General features: G+C 60.9%; 19 protein-coding genes. 17 read left to right on the forward strand and 2 right to left on the reverse strand.

Annotated elements, in window-relative coordinates:
- Positions 1-83: 83 nt before the first annotated feature.
- A complete protein-coding gene (locus tag BXU06_RS07925) occupies positions 84-503 on the reverse strand; it encodes a YbaY family lipoprotein (RefSeq protein WP_171982157.1) in 420 nt (139 codons plus the stop codon).
- Between the two features lie 270 nt (positions 504-773).
- Between BXU06_RS07925 and BXU06_RS07930 the strand changes: the two genes are divergently transcribed.
- The 10 genes from BXU06_RS07930 to BXU06_RS07975 all read left to right on the forward strand — a co-directional run bounded on the left by BXU06_RS07930 (position 774) and on the right by BXU06_RS07975 (position 14504).
- Entirely contained in the window at positions 774-2147 is a 1374-nt protein-coding gene (locus tag BXU06_RS07930; RefSeq protein ID WP_077298446.1) for a phosphomannomutase/phosphoglucomutase, read from the forward strand.
- Between the two features lie 78 nt (positions 2148-2225).
- Positions 2226-3128: a 50S ribosomal protein L3 N(5)-glutamine methyltransferase gene (prmB, locus tag BXU06_RS07935; RefSeq protein ID WP_077298448.1), complete on the forward strand. Its 903-nt coding sequence runs from the start codon at positions 2226-2228 to the stop codon at positions 3126-3128.
- Entirely contained in the window at positions 3125-3973 is an 849-nt protein-coding gene (locus tag BXU06_RS07940; protein ID WP_077298450.1) for a DMT family transporter, read from the forward strand. The genes prmB and BXU06_RS07940 overlap by 4 nt, the downstream gene beginning before the upstream one ends.
- Before the next feature lie 145 nt (positions 3974-4118).
- The gene (folE2, locus tag BXU06_RS07945) at positions 4119-4919 is read left to right on the forward strand and encodes a GTP cyclohydrolase FolE2 (RefSeq protein WP_077298452.1); all 801 of its coding nucleotides are present in this window, start codon (positions 4119-4121) and stop codon (positions 4917-4919) included.
- Positions 4920-5713: 794 nt separating this feature from the next.
- Positions 5714-10015 carry a cadherin domain-containing protein gene (locus BXU06_RS07950; protein ID WP_077298454.1) on the forward strand — a complete coding sequence of 1434 codons (4302 nt, stop codon included), beginning with the start codon at positions 5714-5716 and terminating at the stop codon, positions 10013-10015.
- A 420-nt stretch (positions 10016-10435) separates the two neighbouring features.
- A complete protein-coding gene (locus BXU06_RS07955) occupies positions 10436-11467 on the forward strand; it encodes a hypothetical protein (RefSeq protein WP_150125150.1) in 1032 nt (343 codons plus the stop codon).
- A gap of 42 nt (positions 11468-11509) precedes the next feature.
- Positions 11510-12754, forward strand: coding sequence for an RNA-guided endonuclease TnpB family protein (locus BXU06_RS07960; RefSeq protein ID WP_077302754.1), 1245 nt, complete (start codon positions 11510-11512; stop codon positions 12752-12754).
- 161 nt (positions 12755-12915) lie between these two features.
- Positions 12916-13518, forward strand: a complete 603-nt coding sequence (locus BXU06_RS18130; RefSeq protein WP_077298458.1) for a hypothetical protein — start codon at positions 12916-12918, stop codon at positions 13516-13518.
- On the forward strand, positions 13472-13699 hold the full coding sequence (locus tag BXU06_RS07970; protein WP_077298460.1) for a hypothetical protein: 228 nt from the start codon (positions 13472-13474) through the stop codon (positions 13697-13699). Before BXU06_RS18130 ends, BXU06_RS07970 begins: the two co-directional genes overlap by 47 nt.
- Positions 13692-14504 carry a substrate-binding domain-containing protein gene (locus tag BXU06_RS07975; RefSeq protein ID WP_150125151.1) on the forward strand — a complete coding sequence of 271 codons (813 nt, stop codon included), beginning with the start codon at positions 13692-13694 and terminating at the stop codon, positions 14502-14504. The genes BXU06_RS07970 and BXU06_RS07975 overlap by 8 nt, the downstream gene beginning before the upstream one ends.
- Before the next feature lie 102 nt (positions 14505-14606).
- Here the strand turns inward: BXU06_RS07975 and htpX are convergent, their stop codons facing one another.
- Complete coding sequence (gene htpX / locus BXU06_RS07980; RefSeq protein WP_077298464.1) at positions 14607-15482, reverse strand: protease HtpX; 876 nt, start codon at positions 15480-15482, stop codon at positions 14607-14609.
- A gap of 591 nt (positions 15483-16073) precedes the next feature.
- On the opposite strand from htpX, the gene BXU06_RS07985 reads away from it, so the two are divergent.
- The 7 genes from BXU06_RS07985 to BXU06_RS08015 all read left to right on the forward strand — a co-directional run bounded on the left by BXU06_RS07985 (position 16074) and on the right by BXU06_RS08015 (position 24221).
- On the forward strand, positions 16074-17948 hold the full coding sequence (locus tag BXU06_RS07985; protein WP_077298466.1) for a hypothetical protein: 1875 nt from the start codon (positions 16074-16076) through the stop codon (positions 17946-17948).
- A gap of 69 nt (positions 17949-18017) precedes the next feature.
- Positions 18018-19124 carry a ferritin-like protein gene (locus tag BXU06_RS07990; RefSeq protein WP_077298468.1) on the forward strand — a complete coding sequence of 369 codons (1107 nt, stop codon included), beginning with the start codon at positions 18018-18020 and terminating at the stop codon, positions 19122-19124.
- Positions 19125-19443: 319 nt separating this feature from the next.
- Positions 19444-20625 (forward strand): 3-dehydroquinate synthase, encoded by a 1182-nt coding sequence (locus BXU06_RS07995; RefSeq protein WP_077298470.1) that lies wholly within the window; start codon positions 19444-19446, stop codon positions 20623-20625.
- 39 nt (positions 20626-20664) lie between these two features.
- On the forward strand, positions 20665-20964 hold the full coding sequence (locus tag BXU06_RS08000; RefSeq protein WP_077298472.1) for a hypothetical protein: 300 nt from the start codon (positions 20665-20667) through the stop codon (positions 20962-20964).
- Positions 20964-21767 carry a TatD family hydrolase gene (locus BXU06_RS08005; protein WP_077298474.1) on the forward strand — a complete coding sequence of 268 codons (804 nt, stop codon included), beginning with the start codon at positions 20964-20966 and terminating at the stop codon, positions 21765-21767. Before BXU06_RS08000 ends, BXU06_RS08005 begins: the two co-directional genes overlap by 1 nt.
- Positions 21743-22861: a metabolite traffic protein EboE gene (gene eboE, locus BXU06_RS08010; protein ID WP_077298476.1), complete on the forward strand. Its 1119-nt coding sequence runs from the start codon at positions 21743-21745 to the stop codon at positions 22859-22861. The genes BXU06_RS08005 and eboE overlap by 25 nt, the downstream gene beginning before the upstream one ends.
- Entirely contained in the window at positions 22851-24221 is a 1371-nt protein-coding gene (locus tag BXU06_RS08015) for an alkaline phosphatase family protein (RefSeq protein WP_077298478.1), read from the forward strand. The genes eboE and BXU06_RS08015 overlap by 11 nt, the downstream gene beginning before the upstream one ends.
- Position 24222: the final 1 nt, after the last annotated feature.

A 24222-nucleotide genomic window follows, 5' to 3' on the forward strand; every position in this document is an offset into this window, starting at 1 on the left:
CATACCTTGCGCTGTGTATCCTGCCGGCTATTGTTATCATTGTCGGTAAAGCCCGCAAGCAGAAAAGTCAAGCTTTTGCCGGATTATGGCCGGGATATCACAATATTCAGTGCCAGCGGCGCAGTGCTGACTGCCGGTTGCCAGTTCAGCGCCGGACTATGGCCGCGTTCGCCCTGCTCATCATACAGCCGTGCTTCCACCTGGTACTGGCCAGTGGCTGGCAAACGTGATGCATCAATCACCGGCAGGCTGAATGCCAGCGGAAAACCACGCGGGCGCACCAGTGTTTGTTCGGCCAGAATCACCGGCATGTTAGGCTGACTTCGGTCAATCAGCTGCACCACCACGGCAGCAGGTACCATGGCCGATGCCGGTGCCAGGGTAATCTGACCCTGAATCAGGCTGGGGCCACTGGCGCTCCACCAACTGGCACACGCGGCCAGCCACAGCACAGCCAGCGCCGTCATCAGGCGCGGCAACCGGCGAAAAACAGACAAGATCAAGATACAGCTCCTTTGGGTAGGGTAAGCCAGGGCCGGGTTCAGGGGCAAAGGACGGACAGGGCGATCCACCGCGCTATGGTACCTGCGCTGGCTGCGCTTGTCAGACACTGGCTTTTCGGGCATCTCCGATGACCCTGCTACCCGCCTGCACGCCTTGCCTGTAAAATCCCCGCCCAGTGTCTTTCCAAATGTCTTTCAATGGTTCTCCCCTCCACCCCTTGCAATGCAGCCGCGCCAGTGTGTCGGTCGGCTGCCGGTACTGAAGCCATCATGAGCAAATTCCCCAAGGAAATTTTCAAGGCCTACGATATTCGTGGGATTGTCGGCAAAACCCTCACCCCCGAGATCGCCCAGGCGATTGGCCAGGCGATTGGCAGCGAGGCGCGGGCGCGTGAGGTGAAGGCGGTGTGCATTGGCCGCGATGGCCGCCTGTCCGGGCCGGAGTTGTCCGATGCGCTGGCCGCCGGCCTGCGCCAGGCCGGGGTGGATGTGATTGACGTGGGCCGGGTGGCCACGCCCATGCTGTACTTTGCCGCGTATGAACTGGGCACCCTGTCCGGGGTGATGGTCACTGGCAGCCATAATCCGCCGGAATACAATGGCCTGAAAATGATGCTGGCCGGCGAAACGCTGGCTGGCGAGGCCATTCAGCAGCTTTATCAGCGGCTGGAAACCGGCAATCTGAGCGAAGGCGCGGGCAGTTACCGTGAACACGAGATTGCCGAAGCCTATCTGCAGCGCATTGTCGGCGAGGTGAAACTGGCCCGGCCAATGAATATTGTGGTGGACTGCGGCAACGGTGTGCCGGGCGACTTTGCCCCCAAGCTGTACCGGCGCATGGGCTGCCGGGTGCGCGAGCTGTTTTGCGACGTGGACGGCAATTTCCCCAACCATCATCCCGACCCATCGCAGCCAGCCAACCTGCAGGATGTGATCCAGGCGCTGGCGCACACCGACGCTGAGCTGGGCCTGGCGTTTGACGGCGACGGCGACCGGCTGGGTGTGGTCACCAAAGACGGCCAGATCATCTACCCGGACCGCCAGCTGATGCTGTTTGCCGGTGATGTACTGTCGCGCAACCCTGGGGCCAAGATCATCTACGACGTGAAATCCACCCGCAACCTGGCACCGTGGATTCGTGACCTGGGCGGCGAGCCAATCATGGCGCGCACTGGCCACAGCTTCATCAAGGCCAAAATGAAAGAAACCGGCGCAGCGCTGGCCGGCGAGATGAGCGGCCATGTGTTCTTCAAAGAGCGCTGGTACGGCTTTGACGATGGCCTGTATGCGGGCGCGCGCCTGCTGGAAATTCTCTCCCAGGTGGACGACCCCAGCGCCGTGCTGAATGCGCTGCCTAATTCGGTATCCACCCCGGAACTGAACATCAAGATGAAGGAAGGCGAGCATTACGCGCTGATCGACCGTCTGCAGGCCAACGCCCGCTTTGAAGGTGCCAGCGAAATCATCACCATCGATGGCCTGCGGGTGGAATACCCGGATGGCTTTGGCCTGGCGCGCGCTTCCAACACCACGCCGGTGATCGTGCTGCGCTTTGAAGCCGACAGCACCGAGGCGCTGACCCGCATCCAGAATGATTTCCGCCGGGTGATTTCTGCCGAAACCGACGCCGAACTGCCCTTTTAACCCGGCCAGCGCCCAAGTGCGCTGACTGCCCTGGCGGCCCGCCTGTGGCCGCCTTTTTTTGTGATGTGTGAGATGCCCATGTTTGACCAAGCCGCTACCCAGCTGCACACCGTGCGCGACCTGCTGCGCTTTGCCGTCAGCCGCTTTACCGAAGCCGGCCTGAGCTTTGGCCACGGCAGCGACAACGCCTACGACGAAGCCGCCTACCTGATTCTGCACACCCTGAAACTGCCGCTGGACCGGCTGGAGCCGTTTCTAGATGCCCGGCTGGTCAGCGATGAAGTGGAGCAGGTGCTCGACGTGCTGGCCCGCCGCGCCAACCTGCGCCTGCCTGCCGCCTACCTGACCCAGGAAGCCTGGCTGGGCGACTATCGCTTTTTTGTTGATGAGCGGGTGATTGTGCCGCGCTCGTTTATTGCCGAACTGCTGCCCGAGGCGCTGGCACCGTGGATCGAATACCCCGAGCTGGTGCATCGCGCGCTGGACATGTGTACCGGCTCCGGCTGCCTGGCCATTTTGCTGGCCGACGCCTACCCGGATGCCGAAGTGGATGCCGTGGACCTGTCGGCAGATGCGCTGGCAGTGGCCGCCATCAATGTGGCCGACTACGGCCTGCAGGAGCGCATCACGCTGATTCAGTCTGATCTGTTTGCTGCGCTGGCCGGGCAGGAATACGACCTGATCATCAGCAACCCGCCCTACGTCAATGCCCCGTCGGTGGCCGAACTGCCCGACGAATACCGCCACGAACCCGAGCTGGCGCTGGGTTCGGGCGAGGATGGGCTGGACGCCACCCGCGAGATTCTGCGCTGCGCGCCGGCCTTCCTCAGCGAACACGGCGTGCTGGTGGTGGAAATCGGCCATAACCGCGACGAACTGGAAGCCGCCTTCCCGCAGCTGCCGTTTACCTGGCTGGCCACCGCCAGCGGCGATGGCTTTGTGTTCCTGCTCAGCCGTCAAGACCTGCTGGCTGCGGCATGAGTCAGCGTTGGTCCCTGGCCAGCCTGCACCTGACCGTGCTGCTGTTTGGCGGTGCCGGGCTGTTTGGCCGCTGGCTCAGTGTGTCGCCCTGGATGATGGTGTTTGGCCGTACCCTGTTTGCCGCCATCGCGCTGGCGCTGTGTCTGCGCTGGCTGCGTCGTCCGGCGGCCTCAGCGCTGGACTGGCGCTGGGCGGCGCAGGCCGGCGGCTGTCTGGCGCTGCACTGGGTGACGTTCTTTCAGGCCATTCAGGTGGGCGGCGTGGCGGCGGGCCTGCTGGGGTTTGCCGCATTTCCCGCGTGCGTGGTGGTGCTGGACAGCCTGCGCCAACGATGCTGGCCGTCGGCGCAGTCGCTGGGCATGGTGGCGCTGGTCAGCCTGGGCCTGGTGCTGGTCACTCCACTGGATGCCGGCGGCAGCGCCGTGCGGCTGGGGGTGCTGTGGGGCGCGCTGTCGGCACTGTTGTTTGCCGTGCTGGTGCTGCTGAACCGTCAGGCTGCCGGACACGACCCCTTGCGCACGGCGGGCTGGCAAAACACCGCTGCCGCGCTATGGCTGCTGCCGATGGCCTGGCCGGAGCTACCGGGCCTGAGCCGTTACGACTGGCTGGGCCTGGCGCTGCTCGGGGTGGTGTTCACCGCGCTGGCGCATGCGCTGTTCCTGCTCAGCCTGCGCCGCCTGTCGGCGCAGCGGGTGGCGGTGGTGACCGCGCTGGAGCCGGTGTACGGCATGCTGTTTGCCTGGCTGCTGTTTGCCGACGTGCCCAGCGGGCAGATGCTGCTGGGCGGGGCGGTGATCATGCTGGCCACCACCTGGGCGTCGTGGCGCGATGGGGAGGCCGGGTAGCTCAGCGACGGTGCGGGAGCGTGATGATGTCAACATACCACAGTCATTCCGAAGTCATTGCCCAACCAAAAGCCGACTGCTTTACTCAACTATTAGCCGCCGGTATACTGGGCTGGTACTCCCCACTGGACACTGACTCTTTCCAATGACTGACTCTATCCTTATTCCCGACGTGCAGTCCTCCGCCGACCTGCGCAATATCGCCATCAACAAGGTGGGGATCAAGTCGATCCGCCACCCGGTGCAGGTGGCCGACCGCAGTGGCGGCGTGCAGCACAGCATCGGGCTGTTCGACATGTATGTGTATCTGCCACACCAGTTCAAGGGCACGCATATGTCGCGGTTTGTTGAGATTCTCAACAGCCATGAGCGGGAAATTTCCGCCCGTTCGTTTGAGCAGATTGCCCGGCAGATGGTCGAGCGGCTGGATGCCGAGTCGGGCTATCTGGAGATGCGCTTTCCGTACTTTGTCAATAAAACTGCACCGGTGTCAGGGGTGAAAAGCCTGCTCGACTACGATGTGACCTTTATTGGCGAGCTGAAGAACGGCCAGTATTACTTCACCCTGAAGGTGCTGGTGCCCGTCACCAGCCTGTGCCCGTGCTCGAAAAAAATCTCCGAACGCGGCGCACATAACCAGCGCTCGCATATCACCCTCACCGTGCGCACCCAGGCGCATATGTGGATTGAAGAACTGATTGATATTGCCGAACGTCAGGCCTCCTGCGAGCTGTACGGCCTGCTCAAGCGCCCGGACGAAAAATATGTCACCGAACGCGCCTACGACAACCCCAAGTTTGTCGAAGACCTGGTGCGTGACGTGGCCGCCGCGCTCACTGCCGACCCGCGCATTGACGGGTATGTGGTGGAAAGCGAAAACTTTGAATCGATTCACAATCACTCGGCCTACGCGCTGATCGAGTTTGATCGCGCCAGTCAGCATTGACCCACACACGCCAGTATTGGGCATGCGCTGATTGATTTAAAAAACTGGCGTTTTCAAAACAAAAATCAAAAAAATCAAGTACCTGAACCCCGGCCCTGAGCCGGGGTAACTGTTTTTAGGGACACGCTGACTTATTCAGGAAACCCCCTTTTTTCCAAAAAAACCCCAGTAAAATCAATATCCTGCATTTCAGTCTTCGCGGGAATGACGATTTTTTCAGCGTATCCTCAGTGTTTCCTCAAAACATTGCTGCCAGGAAGCTTTTCCTGCGGCGAGTCGCTCACTGCCGCCCATTTTTAATGTCCCTATCAGGCTTGTGACAGATAGCCTTTTGCTGCAAAATATTCCTCAGCTTCCATTTCTCCATTTCGGTCGACTTTTGTCGACCGATTTGCTTTACTGCGTCCCAGCTCAGGGATGGTGTGTTGCATCGGCGCAAAATGACTGGTATAGAAACATTGTCGGTTTTATTTCTTGCGTTCATTCATGAAAACACGAAATATTAATTTCGTAGTTTTCCTGTGCGCAAGACGAGCCCCCTTGGCAAGAAAGTTATTCAACATACCAAATTGGAATATTCAGCTGAGTTGGATGCAGAAATACCAATCAATTAATCTAAAAGCATAACGCTGTTGCAGCATTCATGACCGGCACACAACCGTCCCGCCAAATGGTCATGCAGTGAGTCCTGCCTGCCCCCTCAGGCACTGACTGAGCCCCATCCACCTCACGCTGCACAAGCACGGCTGATTGTCTCCGCGCGGCGTGCCGAGTTATTCATTCAGGAGACGTTCATGCAATTTTCATACAAAGTGGGCAACTTCACCAGCGGTTACTCCAGTGTCCGCGTCAATTCGGGTGGGTTTGCCGCACTCGACGCAATAGGAAATGGTGCCGTCACGGCAACCGTCCAGCTCAACGGCAGCACTTGGGAAATCATCAATGCTGCCGTAAACGGCGGCGCGGCAGCCACCCTGCTTGACACCTCCAACATTGCGCTGTCCACCACGACGCACGGGGTAGGCATGGCCTGGACCGGTGAGTCGTCATCGGTCAGCTTCATGGGGGGGGATCTGGTGGATATGCTGATCGGCAGCGGCAACAACGATACCCTGCAAGGGGGGCTGGGTGGGGACAGCCTTTACGGCGGCGCGGGCGATGATAGCCTGGTTGGCGGCGAGGGCAACGACTCCATGAGAGGAGAAGCCGGCCATGACATCGTGTATGGCGACAACGGCAACGACAGTGTGCTTGGCGCGGATGGCAATGACACCGTGTATGGGGGCAATGGCAGCGATTCGCTCAACGGCGGCAACCAGGATGACAGCCTGTTTGGCGAGGCCGACAACGATACCTTGCTGGGCGGTACAGGCAACGACACCCTGTCAGGTGGCGCGGGTAACGACAGTCTGACGGCGGGGGATGGCGACGACAGCGTGGAAGGTGGCGACGGCAACGACACCCTGATCGGCGGCCTGGGTGCCGACACGCTCGACGGCGGTGCTGGCATCGACATCTTCCTCGATCCGAACGGCGATACCATTAGCAGCGCCACCTTTGATATGACCGATATCATCCGGGTGACCGGCGGCGCGGCGCAAGCGCTGAGCGCAAGCCACCTGCAATACGACAACAGCGCCAAAACGCTGACGGTGGATTACGACAAGAACGGCACATTTGGCGGCGGAACGGATCTTGTCATCACGTTTACCGATACGCCCGCGTCTCAGGCATTTCAAATCAGCAATAACAGCACGTTTGCTGAAATCAAGCTTGCCACCGCGCCCGCCAGTGTCGCGCCCACCCTCACCAGCGGCACCAGCGCCAGCGTGGCGGAAAACACCGCCACCAGCACCGTGGTTTACACCATTACCGCCACCGACCCGGAAAGCGACACCCTCAGCTACGCGCTGACCGGCACCGATGCCGCGTCGTTCTCGATTGATGCCAGCACCGGCCAGGTCAAGCTGCTCACCCCGGCAGACTTTGAAACCAAGTCCAGCTACAGCATCACCGTCAATGCCAAGGATGCCAGCAACACCACCACCCAGGCGGTGACCCTTAATGTCACCGATGTGGACGAAGCGCCCAGTTTCACCAGCGGTGCCACCGGTACCGTGGCCGAAAATGCCGCTACCGGTGCCACCGTCTACACTGCTGCCGCCGCTGATCCAGAAACCGGCACCGTCACTTATTCGCTGTCGGGCTCCGACGCCAGCGCTTTCAGCATTGGCAGCAGCACCGGTGTGGTCACGCTGAATGCCTCGGCGGACTACGAAACCAAATCCAGCTACAGCCTCTCCGTCATTGCCTCTGACGCCGCCAGCAACACCGTCAGCAAAACGGTGACGATCAGTGTGAGCGATGTGAACGAAGCCCCCACCGCCGCCAACTTCACCAGCGCCGGGCTGGATAACACCACCGCCATTACCGGCGCTTCGGTCGGCACGCTGGCTGCCGTGGACCCGGACGCTGGCGACACCCACACCTTCACCCTGGTGGCGGGCAATGGCACCAATGATGCCGACAACAGCAAGTTCACGATGGTGGGTAATACGCTTAAAGTAGGCGGAACGGCACTGAGCGATGGGACTTACCAGGTGATGACCCGCGCCACCGATGCCGCTGGGCTGACTTTCGATCAGGCGCAAACCATCACCATTGCCGCACCCAATGCGGCACCCACCCTCACCAGCGGGGCCAGTGGTAGCGTTGCCGAAAACGCCGCCACCAGCACCGTGGTCTACACCGCCGCCGCCACCGATGCGGAAAGTGATGCCCTCACCTACGCGCTGACCGGCACCGATGCAGCCGCATTCTCGATTGACGCCACCACCGGCCAGGTCAAGCTGCTCACCCCGGCAGACTTTGAAGTCAAGAACAGCTACAGCATCACCGTCAACGCCAAGGATGCGACTCATACCACCACCCAGGCGGTGACCATCGATGTTAACGATGTCAACGAAGCACCCAGTTTCACCAGCGGGGCCACCGGTACCGTGGCCGAAAATGCCGCTACCGGTGCCACCGTCTACACTGCTGCCGCCGCTGATCCGGAAACCGGCACCGTCACTTATTCGCTGTCGGGCACCGACGCCAGCGCTTTCAGCATTGGCAGCAGCTCTGGCGTGGTCACCCTCAACGGCTCGGCGGACTACGAAACCAAATCCAGCTACAACATCAACGTGATTGCCTCTGACGCCGCCAGCAACACCGTCAGCAAAACGGTGACCATCAATGCCACCAACGTCAACGAAGCGCCCACCGCCGCCAACTTCACCAGTGCCGGGCTGACCAGCAGCACCGCCGTCACCGGTGCTTCGGTAGGCACGCTGGCCGCCGTGGATCCGGACGCTGGCGACACCCACACCTTTACCCTGGTGGCAGGCAATGGCACCAATGATGCCGACAACAGCAAGTTCACGATGGTGGGTAACACACTCAAAGTAGGCGGAACGGCACTGACCACCGGCACCTACCAGGTGATGACCCGCGCCACTGACGCCGGCGGCCTGACCGTCGATCAAGCGCAGACCATCACGATTAGCGCTGCCGGTGGCGGCGGAGGCGGTGGCGGTGGTGGCGGTGGTGGCGGCGATCCGACCCCGCCGGACCCGACACCTCCCACTACCCCAACCACACCGACGGTGCCGACCACGCCAACGGAACCGACGACGCCCACGGTGCCGACCACGCCCACCACGCCGACGGAACCCACCACACCGACCACGCCCACCGTGCCGGTGGATCCGACGCCACCCACGCCTAGCGTGCCCGAGCCACCTGCGCCAGTCACGCCCACACCGCCGGTCACCCCCAGCATTCCGCTGGTCGATGGCGTGGCGGTGGCGTCCACCACCATGACCCGCGTCGATGGCTCACAAGTCAATACGCTGATTATTCCGGTGATCAGCCGTGAGCGGCAGGAGCAGGACACTTCCAGTGGCAGCGCCGACATTCCGCTGGCAGTCAGCGATGGGCGCACCCAGATCAAGGGCGAGATTCCCACCGGCATCGGCATGACCGTGGAAGGCGGCGACAGCACCCAGCCAGGCAACACCGACCTGCTCATCGCCATCCGCAGCCACACCACCGAGCAATCCGCTGACCAGACCGCCATGGTGAGCCTGGGGCAATCTTTCCTTAACTCCCTGCCCGGCAGCACCGCGCTGTGGGTGCGCACCGTGGTGGTCCGCGCTGACTCCAGCCAGGATGCCAGTGGCACACTGGTATTCCGTGACCAGACCGCAGACAGCAACACCGACACCGCCCTGGTGCTGGACTTCAACAACTTGCCAACAAACAGCACCGTGGGTCTGGAGAACGTGAACTTTGCTGCCATTGTGGGCAGCGTGTCGGTGACCACCGGCGACGGCAACCAACTGCTGGTGGCCGACAGCAAGGCGCAAACCCTCGACCTGGGCGCTGGCGACGACACCGTCTACGCCGGATCGGGCAACGATGTCCTGACCAACACCCGTGGCAACGACAAACTGTTTGGCCAGGGCGGCAACGACACCCTCAGCGGGGAAAATGGCCAGAACATCCTGCACGGCGGCGCGGACTCCGACACCGCCAAATTCACCGGCAAGGCCGACGACTACACCGTGGAAAAACACCATGGCTTCGTCACGGTGATCAACAAAGCCGACCCAAGCAAGAGCACGCTGGTGATCAATACCGAAACCCTGCAGTTTGCTGACAACGCACTGAACGTGCAAAACCCACCCGCGCTGAATGCGCTGGCCGGGATGTACCAGAAGGTACTCGGACGTCAGGCGGATATTTATGGCTTTGACTACTTTGGTGATCTGCAAGCCAAGGGCTACAGCATGGGCAGCATGGCACTGAACATGATGAAAACCGCCGAAGGCCAGGCGCGTGGCTGGGCGCTGACCGGCGACCCGGTGAACGACGTGGAAGTGCTGTACCAGGCACTGCTGGGGCGTAATTCCGATGCAGGCGGCAAGGCGGCGTGGGTGCAGTTGCTGAAGTCGGGTTCGGTATCGCTGGATCAGGTGGCGACGGCGTTTGTTGAGTCGCCGGAAATGAAAACCCATTATGTCGGGCCAACCGGCTGGGATTTTATGGTGTAAGCGCATGCGGCTTGCACCAGGCCAGCCAGCAGTGTGCTGGCTGAATGGGTAACTCCCCGATCAAATGCCCGGCCCTTGGCCGGGCATTGGTCTGACCCCCGGCTGGCGCAGGCCGGTATTGCGCCAGTCTGATTGCACGATTTGCACGATGTGCGACAATCGTTGTATTAAAAATAACATAACGATGTGGCTGCCATGCCTGCCTCCCGCACAAACCAATGAATTTACGTAGTTTTACTGCCAGGCCCAGTCCTTGCTGTCAAGTCATGGCCTGCCCACGTCTTGCGTTATATAGATAAAACTATTGCGTATGTCGGGCAGGCGCAGAACTTATGGCTGAACACGATCAAGGAATGCGCAGATGACAGATACGCGATTGAACTGGCCGCGCCCCCGGCTATTGCCTGCCCTGCTGGCAGGGTGCTGGGGCAGTTAGAGCCGACGGTGCTGTCCGAGGTGGAGGTTCGCGCCCCGCTGCAGCAGGATACTGGCTGGCTGACGCCAGACCGCAACAGTCCGTCCACGGTGTACCGGGTGGGGCGCGATGCGCTGGGGGTGTTTGATTCGCCTGGCGGAACCAATCCGTATACCGCCGTGGCCGAATTGCCCGGAGTGAAGGTCAGCACGGTGGACGCCTACGGCCTGAACAATATGCAGGGCGGGCAAAAGGGCATGCGCGTGCGCGGCGAAGTGAGCACCCATGGCGTGTCTGGCACGGTGGAAGGCCTCTCGCTGGGCGGGCCGGGGCCAGGGCCGGGTTATCTGTTTCTGTTCGATAAGGAAAACCTGGCCGGGCTGAGCTTTGCCCAGGGGCCGGTCAGCGCCGACCAGGCCGGCCTGTTCAATACCTATGGCGCGCTGAACAGCCAGCTGCGCTGGCCACAGGCCCAGGCCGGCGGGGAAGTCTCGCTAGCGGTGGGGTCGGAACACTTCCAGCGCCTGTTTGTCCGCCTGGACAGTGGCGAACTGGCCAGCGGCACGGCGGTATTTCTGTCGGCGTCCGACACCTCGGCAGACAAATGGCGCGGCCTGGGCCAGGCCCCGGCCAACCGTGACAATCTGGAACTGGGCATCCGCCAGCGGCTGGGCCCGGCCACCTTGCAACTGCTGTACGCCCGCAACGAGCAGTCGCAGCACAATTACAAGGCGCTGACCTACCGCGAAGCCACCGACCTGGCCAACCACTGGCGCAACGACTACCCGGACAACCGCAATTCGGCCCAGCATTACGACTACAACCGCCAGGATTTTCGCAACGAAGCCCTGCTGGCGGTGCTGGAATACCCGCTGAGCGCGACCACCACGCTGACGGTCAAGCCATTTTACGCCAAGGAAGAAGGCTACTACCTGTATGCCGGCAGCGCCGACAACCAGGTGCAGAAATGGCTGATTGACCCGGTGCGCGGCAAGCCCCGCCGTTCAGAGCGGGGAAGGATAGCGCGGACGGCGTAGCCGTCCTTGCCGTCGATGGGTGTGGACTGCAAAAATACCAGTATGCAACGACTTCAAGCCTACAAATACGAACTGATGCCGACCAGCGAACAGCAGCGCGACATGCGGCGCTTCGCCGGGTCGTGCCGCTTCGTGTTCAACAAGGCGCTGGCGTTGCAGAAGGCGCGCTACGAGCGTGGAGAGAAGAAACTGGGCTATGCGGGCCTGTGCAAGCTGCTCACCGAGTGGCGCCACAGCGCAGAAACGGCATGGCTGGCCGATGCGCCAACGCATCCGCTGCAGCAGACGCTCAAGGACCTGGAACGGGCCTACACCAACTTCTTCGCCAGACGCGCTGACTTCCCGCGTTTCAAGAAGAAGGGCCAGTCCGACAGCTTCCGTTATCCAGACCCGAAACAGATCAAGCTCGACCAGGCCAACAGCCGAATCTTCCTGCCCAAGCTCGGCTGGCTGCGCTACCGCAACAGCCGGGAAGTATTGGGTGCGGTGAAAAATGTGACCGTGAGCCAGTCCTGCGGCAAATGGTTCGTGTCGATCCAGACCGAACGCGAGATTGAGCAGCCCATCCCGCAGGGTGGTGCCGTCGGCATCGACATGGGCATCACCCGTTTCGCCACGCTCTCGGACGGCACGTTCCATGCCCCGCTCAACAGCTTCAAACGGCATGAAACCGCCTTGCGCCGTGCGCAACGTGCGATGAGCCGCAAACAGAAGTTCAGCAGCAACTGGAAGAAGGCCAAAGCCCGCGTCCAGCGCATCCATTCCCGCATCGGCAACGCCCGCCGCGACTACCTGCACAAGTGCTCCACCACGATCAGCCAAAACCACGCGATGGTGTGTATCGAGGACTTGCAGGTGAGAAACATGTCCAAGTCGGCAGCAGGCAGCCCCGAAAAGCCGGGGAAGCAGGTTCGGGCCAAATCCGGCCTGAACAAGTCCATCCTCGATCAAGGCTGGTTCGAATTCCGTCGCCAACTGGACTACAAGCTGGCGTGGAACGGCGGGCATCTCATCGCCGTGCCGGCGCAGAACACCAGCCGCACCTGTCCGTGTTGCGGCCATGTGTCGGCGGATAACCGCCAGACGCAGGCCAAGTTCGAGTGTGTGGCGTGTGGTTTCGAGGAAAACGCCGATGTGGTCGGCGCGATCAATGTGCTAAGGGCGGGACACGCCCGGTTAGCCTGTGAAGTGAGCGGTGCAGTCATGCCGCCAGCAGCAGGAACCCGCCGAAGCGACTCATGCCGGCTCGATGCCGGGATGAGCGCCGTAGGAATCCCCCGACTTTAGGCGGGGGAGGATGTCAACGCCGCTATATCAGCCAGGTAAGCACCAGCGAGATCAACACCAGCAGCAATGGGGCAATTTATTACCCCGGCGTGCCACGCACGCTGGTGGCCAAGGTCAAGCTGGCATTCTGAGTGTTGCACACTGGATCAAGGAGAATCGCCATGCATCGCCGTTTTTGCTTCACCCTGGCCGCCCTGCTGCTGATGGGCAGCGCCCAGGCGCGCGAGATTGTCGATATGACGGGCCGCAAGGTGCAGGCACCGGAGCGGATTGAACGGGTGTTTGGCTCGGCCCCGCCGTTGAATGTGCTGCTGCATGCGGTAGCGCCAGAGCAGATGATCGGCCTGAGTTTTCCGCTGCCGGCTGAGGCAAAACGCTATTTCCCGCCGCGTTTGCAGTCTTTGCCGGTGGTGGGTGGCATTTTTGGCATGGGCCAGCAGATGAACCCGGAAACCGTGCTCACCCTGCGCCCGGATATTGCGCTGGCGTGGAAGAGCCCGTTTATTGACCAAGGCCGGATTGAGGCGGCGTTTGCCAAGATTGGCCTGCCGGTGGTGTTTATCCAGCTGGATACCCTGGCCGACTGGCCAGCGGCCCTGCGCTACACCGGCCAGTTGCTTGGCCAGGAGGCACGCGGTCAGGCGCTGGCCAGCTACACCGAGCTCGCCCTGCAACGGGGGGCGCGCAGCCTACACCCCGGTACACGGCAACACCTGCATGCGCACCCGGCATTTTCCGTTCACCATCGACGAATCCGCGCGTGAGGTGTGGCTCACCCTGCTGTGGCAGGCAATGCAAGACACCGACTTCTCTTCTGCCGCACGGGAAGAATACTGGAACTGGATGGAGCCGTTTTCGCTGCGCATGGTCAACCGCCGCACCACCAAGGCACAGCCGGTGCGCTGGGCGTTTGCCGACATGCCGGCGGTGAGCGACCATGCTTAAGCCACGCTGGATGCTGTGGCTGGCGCTGCTGCTGATGGCCGGGGCGCAGGCTGCGCCCACGGTGCGGGTGGCGGTGGTGGGTGGCCTCACCCTGAGCGGGGTGTGGCCCAGATTGGCCAGCAAGGCCAGCGCCGCCACCGGGCTGAGCATCGACACAGTGGCTGCTGCGCCCAAGGAAGGGGTGATTCCGGCCTTCAGCCGGGGTGATGCCGACCTGCTGCTGATTCATGGCAGCGACGAAAGCTTTGCCCTGCTGGCCGCCGGCCTGGCCGCCCCGCTACGCGCCTGGGCGTTCAATGAACATGTGCTGGTGGGCCCGGCCAATGATCCGGCACAGGTGGCCAGTGCGGGCAGTGGCCGCGCCGCCATGGCGCGGATTGTGGCTGCCAATGCGCCGCTGCTGGCGTTTCGCGATCCGGGCAGCTTCAGCATTGCCCAAGCCTTGTTCCGCCGCGCCGGGGTACGGCCCGGCCCTGACCAGCAGCTGTACGACGACGCCGAATCGCCGCAGGCCGTGCTGGCCAGCGCAGCGCGTCAGCACGCCTATGCGGTGGTTGGGCATATTCCGGTGGCGTTGGGCAAAATGCCCAGCCATGGGCTGAAGGTGCTGCTGCACGGCGACCCGGCCATGCGGCGCGTGTACGTGCTGATAGAGCCCGGCCCGGCGCATCCGGCCAGTGCCGAACAGCGCCAGCACGCCCGGCAACTGGCCGATTACCTGCTCAGCCCCGCTGGCCAGGCCGATTTGCGCGCCGCCGACCGCGAGGCCGGCGGGCCATGGGTGTTTCCGCTCCAGGCGGAATAAAAAACGGGTGGAGTCTGCCTGCCGCCAGTGCTGGCGACACGCCTGATTCCACCCGTTTTTAGCTGGTGGCCACTGGCGATGCACGCGCCGGCGGCTTTGCCATCAATACGACTGCAAGGCGGCGATGCGGTCTTCCAGGCTGGGATGGCTGGCAAACAGCGACATCGCGCCGCCAGCAATGCCCATTGCCTGCATGTCCTTGGGCAGGTCATTGCCATCCACGCCACCCAGCCGGCGCAGGGCACCGATCATCGGCTGGGTGGAACCCATCAGCTCGGCGGCACCCGCATCGGCAGCGTATTCGCGCTGACGCGAGAAGTAGGCAACGATCATGCTGGCCAGAATGCCAAACACCATCTCACAGACAAACACCGTCACCATATAGCCAATGCCGGGGCCGGACGATTCTTCGTCATTGCGGCGCAAGGCGCTGTCGATGGCGTAGCCCACCACCCGCGCCAGGAAAAACACAAAGGTGTTCACCACGCCCTGAATCAGCGTCAGCGTCACCATGTCACCATTGGCCACATGCGCCACTTCATGGGCAATCACCGCTTCCACTTCCTGCTGGCTCATGCCGTGCAGCAGGCCGGTGGATACCGCCACCAGGGAATTATTGCGCGACGGGCCGGTGGCAAAGGCATTGGCCTCGCCTTCGTAGATGGCCACTTCCGGCATGGCAATGCCAGCGCGCTGGGCGTGGCGGGCCACGGTGTTGACCAGCCAGGCTTCGGTCTGGTTACGCGGCTGGTCGATGATCTCCGCGCCAGTAGACCATTTGGCCATGGTTTTGGACATCAGCAGCGAAATGAATGAGCCACCAAAGCCCATCACCATGGCAAAGCCCAGCAGCGCCCCCAGGTTAAGGCCGCCGGAGGTGAGATAGCGATTCACCCCCAGCAGGCTGGCGGTCACGCTGAGCACCAGCATGATGGCCAGGTTGGTGGCAAGAAACAGGGCAACACGTTTGAAGTTCATGGCAGGCAATCCGGTCAGGGGTTGTCGATCTACGGCAGACGGCCTGCACGGCGGAAAGTTCGCCGGGGTGCAGGCGCAACAAAGCGCAGGAGGCGGGCTCCTGCGCTTTGTATATGGATGTGAGGGGGTGGGATTTCAACTGGGAGGAGACCGCTTGTTCTGGTGCGGGCTGTTGTTGAAGATTCTCTGAAGTAAGGGTTGGGTTTGACAGACGTTTGATTGGATTATCGTCCGGGATGCGACACCCAGTGGTGAACCTGGGGCATTGCCTCTGCTGCTGCGCGCAGGTGATGAGTGCATCAGGCGGCCAGGCCGACACTGGTCATTATGCCAATAGTGTAAATGCAGTGCATTCTGTGGCATAACGCAATGTCTGGTTTTCATACTGCCATCACAATCGTCATATAAAGGCAATAAATATATGTAATGTCATGTAATGTGAAGATTTCTCCAGTCATGACATCCTAGTCGGAACGACAGGCCTGCCCAGTCCTGCCCATTGGGTAGCTTGTGTGGCCATTGGCATGGTCAAGCGGAATCAGGCGGTTCCAACAGTACAACAACCCTGTGCAGACTAATTCTGGAGAAGCAATGAGCTATTTGAATTTTCCACGGCTGGCGTTTTCTGGCCAGTTTCAGGCGGATGTCTCGACGGTTAATAATGACACTCGCCATTTTGACAATGATATGTTCGAGAAAATCTTCCAGGATTTTCAAATCAAACGATTGAATGGCACCCAGTACAATGGCTGGTGGAACCCGGTGGGCACCGGGATCTTCCGCCTGAATGACTGCAAGATCACTGCACTGCTGGGGCCGGATGGCCTGGCGGCCAATGATCTGGCGCTGGGCTGTGTGCTGGGCAATTCGTCCGACCAGCCCTCGGGCAAGCTGGTGGACCTGGATCCTGACTGGCAGATGGCTTCGTCGATTTATGGCTTGAGCGTCACGCTGACAAATGCAAATGGCGTGATTGTCATGCAGGGGGATTACCAGCCCAACCCATTCCGGGATTTGTGGTTTACCCGCGCCGAAGGTTTGCGGGGAGATCCTGCCGCATCGGCCATGTTTCAGTCGGTGCTGACCAACGTGCAATGGAATCTCGACGCCATACACAGCCCATTTTTGCAGGAACTGAAAGCGGCTTCCCAGGAAGGCCTGCTGTCGATCCGGCTGACCACCTATGGTTATCAGAATGCCAAGGATGGCTCTGGCTTCACCTATGGCAAGCTGATCGGTGCCATTGGCCCGGTGTACGCCCATGAACCGCGTTCGTTTGTTCTGGGTCGGCGTTTCATGCCATACCTCATGTCGGACGGCGTTGCCAGTTTTGACAGTCGTCCGACGTGTAGAATCACCTGTTTCTCTGCCGTGGTGGACCAGGCGACCCACACCGTGCAGCTTGATCTGAGCAATGCCCTGTCAACCGACGCCAATTATGCCATTCAGGATCTGGGCAGCCGGCAGCTGGTGGTGCTCAAGAACCCCGACACGGCACAAGATGCCGTGGTAGGCCCGCAAGACTATGTGCTGCTGGGCGCGCTGAACTACAGCCAGGACACGCAGAATATTTTGTCCGGGATTCAGGCATTCAAAATCTCTGCAGAAGCCGCCGGTTTGATTGCCAACCATCCGCTGGCGCTGATTGCCCCGACGCCTTCCGGAGAGCAGTCGCGTGTTGTCATCCGCGAAGGGATGGGCGGCCTGGAAGTGCGTGCCGAGGAATTTGCCTTCCGGCTTGACCCCAATCATCCCGATGGCAATCACTTCGAATCGACGGTGTACGCCGCACAATACGGCGCCCCACTGGCCAACCCGCAGCTACAGGTGATTTTCAATGACAAAGACGTAAGTGAAATGCCTGGTAGTGTGCCAGCAGAAACCACGCCTCAGGCCCCCATGACCAGCAATAACACTCCCTCTGCGGCCATCACGGTAGCCGTTAAAGCGGATCCCGTGCTCAATCCGCAGGGTGTAGTTCAGATTGGTTTTCAAGGGCCAAAAACCATGAACACGCCGAGAAGTTATATTGATGGTCAGATTTATACCCTGAATTACAATTTTTCCGGCAAGCAAACCACCGTGCAGCAAAATCTTGACAACTATGCTGTCTTGCTGTTCAGCACATTTTCCGCACCAGAAACCCCCAGTTGGGAAGATGTCAAGCCGATTCTCACCCAGTATGCCAATCTCTATCCGGTGATGAGCAAGGGCTTGTTTGACTTCTCGAAACAGGCAGTGGCTGATGCCAATGCCCATATCATGTACTTTGTGTTCAGCAATATGGATGTGAATGACCCGGATTATATGCCGGTCACCCGTGACATGTCGTACAGCAAGCGGAAAATGCTGATCCAATACTTTGCCAATGTGATGGCCAGCGCGCCAGCGCCAAAAGACACACAACAGCGCTTTGCCGCACGTTGCCCGATGGGTTTTGACCGTCAGCCCACTGTGCCTCGCTGATGCACACGCGAAGCAATACCGGCAACGATCCCGCTTATCTCATTCATTTATCAGGCAAAAGGATTTGACATGCTGTCAATCAAACCCGAATTCATGCGGCGCTTGCGCGCTGCCACCACGGTGGCTGAAGTGCAGTCCATGGTGACTGCGGCTTACACCCTGGAGTTGGCCACCATTCCCACTTACCTGACCGGCGCATTTTCGGTGAAACCGGGGTTCAATCCGGAAGCCCTGGCCCTGGTCCAGTCGGTGGCGTATGAAGAAATGCTCCACCTGACCCTGGCCTGTAATCTGCTGATTGCCATTGGCGGCACCCCGGCCATTCTGGATACCGGCTTGAGCCTGGAATTTCCCACCCCACTGCCGATGTGCGTGGACGAAGGCCTCACGGTTGCGCTGGGTGCCATGACCCCCGAGCAGGTGTACACCGTGTTCATGGGCATTGAGCACCCGGACACCCAGGCTATTTTGCCGGGTGAACAAACCGTCAGCGCGCTGATGCTGCAAAAGCAAAGCCAGGGTTATGAGTCGATCGGGGATTTCTACCAAGCGATTCTGGACAAGCTGGCAGAGCTGGAAGCCGCAGGCCTGGCCCCGTTTGGCCAGCCCAATCTGGACAACCAGGTGGATATCCGGCCATGGTTTCCGCATGTGGAATGCGGCGACGGAAAAGTCAGCAATATGGAGACGGCCCGGGCGATTGTGGCGGTGATTCTGGCCCAGGGCGAGGGCGCGCAAATTGGCGACGATCCGATTGATCCGCACGGTGGCTTTGCCGGTTCTTTCGCCCATTATTTCAAGTTTGGCGAGATTTATTTTGGCAAGCGCCTGGTGGCCGATGCCCAGGCGGCGTCTGGCTGGTCGTATAGCGGTGCGCCTGTCGCGCTGGATCCGGAGGGGGTATACCGTTTTCTGCCCAATGCCGCCGTCAGCGATTATGTGCCCGGTACAGCAGTGCATACCGCCGCAGCGGATTTCTTCAATTCTTACAAGCGGCTGCTGACCTCGCTGGATCAGGTATTTAATGGCGCGCCGGAAAAACTCAAATCCGCCCTGGCCATCATGTACGAACTGAAGCTGCTGGCGCAAAAAGTGGTGCAGTTCCCGGCTTACCCGGATCAACCGGCAAGCTATGTGGCCGCGCCGCCGTTCATGTTGAACAAAAAACCGGCCTGAGCCGGATTTAATCCACGGCGCGGCTACCTGGCCTGATGGTGTGCAATCAGTCAGGTCAGCCCGCCGGGGTTTCAAGAACATGCTGAAAAAACCGTTAGGGATACGCTGAAAAAATCGTCATTCCCGCGAAGGCGGGAATCCAGGGTGTTGATTTTGCTAGGTTTTGATTTTGGCAAACACGATTTTTCTGAATAAATCAGCGCATCCTTAGCTCCGCCAAGGTGGGAATCCATGGAGTTGATTTTGCTGGGTTTTACGCTGGTCCAACACGGTTTTTTGAATCACCCCGCACTATTGCGCATTCTTGAGTGGCCATCACATGCATTGTATCCAGCAGGAATTTACCGTCCGCTATCGTTTTCCGGTGATTTTCACCCAAGATGTCTTTGCGATTGACAACCCGGTTCTGGCGGATGTGCTCTGCCAGGGCGGCCATCCGCACAACAAGATCTTGCTGGTGCTAGACAGCGAAGTAGCGCGTCTGCACCCCGACCTGCCTGACGCCATTCATCGCTATGCCCAGGCGCACCAGCCCCTGATGACGCTGGTGGCACCGCCTTTTGTGGTGCGCGGCGGCGAAATCTGCAAGCACGATCCGCAGGAAGTGGCGCAGATTCATGCGCTGGTGGAACGCCACCAGATTGACCGGCATGCCTACATTCTTGCCATCGGCGGCGGGGCGGTGCTGGATGCGGTGGGCTACGCCGCCGCCACCGCCCATCGCGGGGTGCGGCTGATTCGTCTGCCCAGCACGGTGCTGGCGCAGAACGATGCCGGGATTGGCGTCAAGAACGGGGTCAATGCGTTTGGCAAGAAAAACTTTCTGGGCAGTTTTGCCCCGCCGTTTGCCGTGATCAATGACCGTGATTTTCTCGCTACCCTGCCGGCGCGCAGCCTGCGCGCCGGCATGGCCGAGGCGGTCAAGGTGGCGCTGATTCGCGACGCCCGGTTTTTTGCCGCACTCGACGCCCAGCGTGACGCCCTGGCCCGCTTTGCCCCTGATGCCATGCAAATGATGATCGAGCACTGCGCCAGACTGCATCTGGCACATATCGCCGAAGCGGGCGACCCCTTTGAACAGGGCTCATCGCGCCCGCTGGATTTTGGCCACTGGGCAGCGCACAAGCTGGAAGAATTGTCCCACAGCCAGCTCAGCCACGGCGAGGCCGTCGCCATCGGTATTGCCCTGGACACGCTGTATTCCGCCGCACAGGGCCTGCTGCCCGACAAAGACGCCGAACGGGTGATTGCCTTGCTGACTGCGCTGGGGTTTGCGCTGGATCACCCGGCCTTGCAGGCACTGGATGTTGACACTGCGCTGGCAGATTTTCGTGAGCACCTGGGCGGAGCGCTGTCCATTCCGCTGCTGGCCGGCATTGGCCATAAACAGGAAGCCCACGCCATTGAGGTCAACACCATGCAGCGGTGCATTGCACAGTTGCACGCCCGCTTTGGCTCGCCTGTTCCGGCATTGTCACCCTGTCTGGCCCATTCGGTGTGATCTCTGTCTTTCCCATCCCATCCAACGCAAAGGAGCCCCATGAGCGCCCCCTACACCCCCATGAATGCAATGGATGCACTTGACGTCTATTTCATTGAAAACCGCTCCCGTCTGCTGGACATTGCCGCCTTTCTTGACCGGATCGACCGCTATCCTGGCACCGAGCAGGCGCGGGCCGATTACCGCTATCAGGCTTTCATGCAGATTATCGACGTGCTGAAATCCGGCACCCCCGAGCGCACCAAGCAGGTGCAGCTGGCGCTGAGCGACCCCACCGACACGCCGCTGGCCAGCGCCCGTGGCAAACGGGCCTACGGTGCCTGGAAAGGACAACAGTGATGAGTTTCATTGATCCGCATATCCATATGGTTTCCCGCACCACGGATGACTATATGAAGCTGACCATCAGCGGCATCCGCACCGTGGTCGAGCCGGCATTCTGGGCCGGGTTTGACCGCAGCGCGGCGTCCAGCTTTCGCGATTACTTTGAACAGCTGACCGTCACCGAGCCAGCCCGCGCCGCCCGCTTTGGCGTGCGTCATTATTGCTGGCTGGGCCTGAACGCCAAGGAAGCCGAAGACCTGGCGCTGGCGGAACAGGTGCTGGCTTTTCTGCCGGAGTTTCTCGACCGGCCCAATGTCCTGGGCATTGGCGAAATCGGGCTGAACACCAACAGCCGCAATGAGATTGCCACGCTGGAAAAACACCTGGACATCGCCGTGGCGCGCAATGAGCTGATTCTGATCCACACCCCGCACCTGGAAGACAAGCTCAAGGGCACCCGCATCATCATGGACATGATTCGCGCCGAACCGCGCATCGACCCGGCGCGGGTGCTGATTGACCATGCCGAAGAACACACCATTGGCGAAATCAAGGACCGGGGTTTCTGGTTTGGCCTGACGCTGTATCCCAATTCCAAAGGCAGCCCGGAACGGGCGATTGACGCCGTGGAAACCTATGGCCCTGAGCGGCTGTGCATCAATTCATCCGCCGACTGGAGCGTCAGCGACCCGCTGTCCATTTTGAAATGTGCCAATGAAATGCGTCGACGTGGCCACCCGGAAACTGCCATCGAGCAGATTTTTGCCCAAAACCCACACGCCTTTCTCAGCCAATGTCCCAAGTTCCACCACGCCTGATCACCTACTGCAGCAATGTCCATGCCGGAGAAAGCTGGTCAGCGGTGTGGGCCGCCTTGCAGCAGCATATTCCGCCCATCAAGGCGGCGCTGTCGCCTGACCGGCCTTTCCCGATTGGCTTGCGCCTGTCATGCCAGGCAGCGGACGAGCTGACGCCTGCGGATATGGCGCAGTTTGCCAACTGGCTGGCAGCGCAGGGGTGTTATGTGCCCAGCCTGAATGGCTTTCCCTACGGCGAGTTTCATGGCGCTCGGGTGAAGGAGCAGGTTTACCTGCCCGACTGGCGCAGCCCGGAGCGGGCGCGCTACAGCATGCGCCTGGCGGACATCCTGGCCACCTGGCTGCCGGCTGGGCACATGGGCTCGATTTCCAGCGTGCCGCTGGGGTTCAAGCACGCGCTGCCTGAGCGTGAACTGCCCGCCGTGCGCCAGCAACTGCTGGACACCCTGCGCCATTTGCACACCCTGCACCACACGCTGGGCAAGGAAATCGTGCTGGCGCTGGAGCCCGAGCCGGGTTGCCTGCTGGAAACCACCGATGAGGTTTGTCAGTTTTTTGCCTGGCTGGATCTGCCGGATGCCCTGCGCCCCTACCTGGGCGTGTGCTACGACTGCTGCCATCAGGCGGTTCAGTTCGAGAACCCCGCCACCTCATTGGCGCAGTTGCAGGCAGCCGGCATCCGGATTGCCAAGGTGCAGGTGTCTTCAGCGCTGCATCTGGATGCGCCAACGCCGGCCCAGCTTCAGCGCTTTGACGAAGCGCGCTATCTGCATCAGGTGGTGATCCAGACCGCAGAGGGCACGCTGTTGCGCTTTGACGATCTGCCCGAGGCACTGGCCAGCCATCCCGCCCAGGCTGGCGAGCGCTGGCGCTGCCATTTTCATCTGCCGATTTTTCTGGGGGCGCTGGATGGTGGCATGGCTACCACCCAGCCATTTATCAAAGCCCTGCTGCCCCTGCTGCCGGCTGAGCTGCTGCTGGAAGTAGAAACCTACACCTGGGACGTGCTGCCCGCCGCGCTGCGCGGTGAGCCCCTCACCCAGGCGATCATCCGCGAGCTGCAATGGCTGAAGGAACACTGTGATGCAACGTAGTGTCGTGCTGAATGTGGTGGGCTTAAGCCGGGCATTGCTGGGCGGGCCGCACACCCCGCATCTGAACGCCTTGCTGGCCAATAGCGTGCCCATCCACACGCTGACCCCGGCAGTCACCTGCTCGGTGCAGGCCACCTACCTGACCGGCAAACTGCCCAGCAACCATGGCATTGTGGGCAATGGCTGGTATTTTCGCGAGCTGGGCGAGGTGCTGTTCTGGCGGCAATCCAACTCACTGATTCAGGGCGACAAGCTCTGGGACACCGCCCGGCGGCGCAACCCGGCGTTTACCGTGGCGCACACCTTCTGGTGGTATGCCATGAACAGTAGCGCCGATTACGCGCTGACCCCGCGCCCGCTGTACTGTGCCGATGGCCTGAAACTGCCCGACTGCTACAGCACGCCAGCCGGGCTGCGCGAGCGCTTTAATCAGGAATTTGGCCAGTTTCCGCTGTTCCAGTTTTGGGGGCCGGCCACCTCGATAGTGGCCAGCGACTGGATTGCCCGCGCCGCCATGGCCATCGAAGACACCTATCAGCCCACCCTGCAGCTGGTGTACCTGCCGCATCTGGATTACTGCCTGCAAAAACTGGGGCCGCAGGGAGATATCGCCAGGGATCTGGCCGAGATTGACGCGCTGTGTGGCCAACTGCTGGCGTATTTTCAGCCACGCGGCTGCCGGGTGGTGGTGCTGTCCGAATACGGCATCACCCCGGTGCAACGCGCCATCCACCCCAACCGCCTGTTGCGCGACGCCGGGCTGCTGACACTGAAAACCGACCTGGGCCGGGAGTATCTCGACCCCACCGCCAGCCGGGCATTTGCCGTGGCCGACCACCAGATTTGCCATGTGTATGTGCGCCACCCCAGCGACCTGCCCAGGGTGCGGGAGGTGTTTGCCCAACAGCCGGGGATAGAACAGATCCTCGATCAGGAAGGCAAGCGCGCCGCCGGCCTGGACCATCCACGCAGCGGCGAACTGGTGCTGGTGGCCCAGGCCGACAGCTGGTTCAGCTATTACTGGTGGCAGGACGATGCCCGCGCACCCGACTATGCCCGCACAGTGAACATCCACGCCAAACCCGGCTACGACCCGTGCGAGCTGTTTATCGACCCGGCCATCCGGTTTCCCCGGTTGAAGCTGGCCACCACCCTGGCCAAGAAAGCGCTGGGCATGCGCTATCTGATGGACGTGATTCCGCTGGACGCCAGCCTGGTGAAAGGCTCGCATGGCCGCATCACCGATTCACCTGACGACGGCCCCTTGCTGATGACCACCGAACCCGCGTTGCTGACCAGCGATCACATCGCCGCCACCGAAGTCCACGACCTGCTGCTGCGGCATATTTTTGCGGAATAAA

Source organism: Aquaspirillum sp. LM1 (assembly GCF_002002905.1).
Classification (GTDB): Bacteria; Pseudomonadota; Gammaproteobacteria; order Burkholderiales; family Aquaspirillaceae; genus Rivihabitans.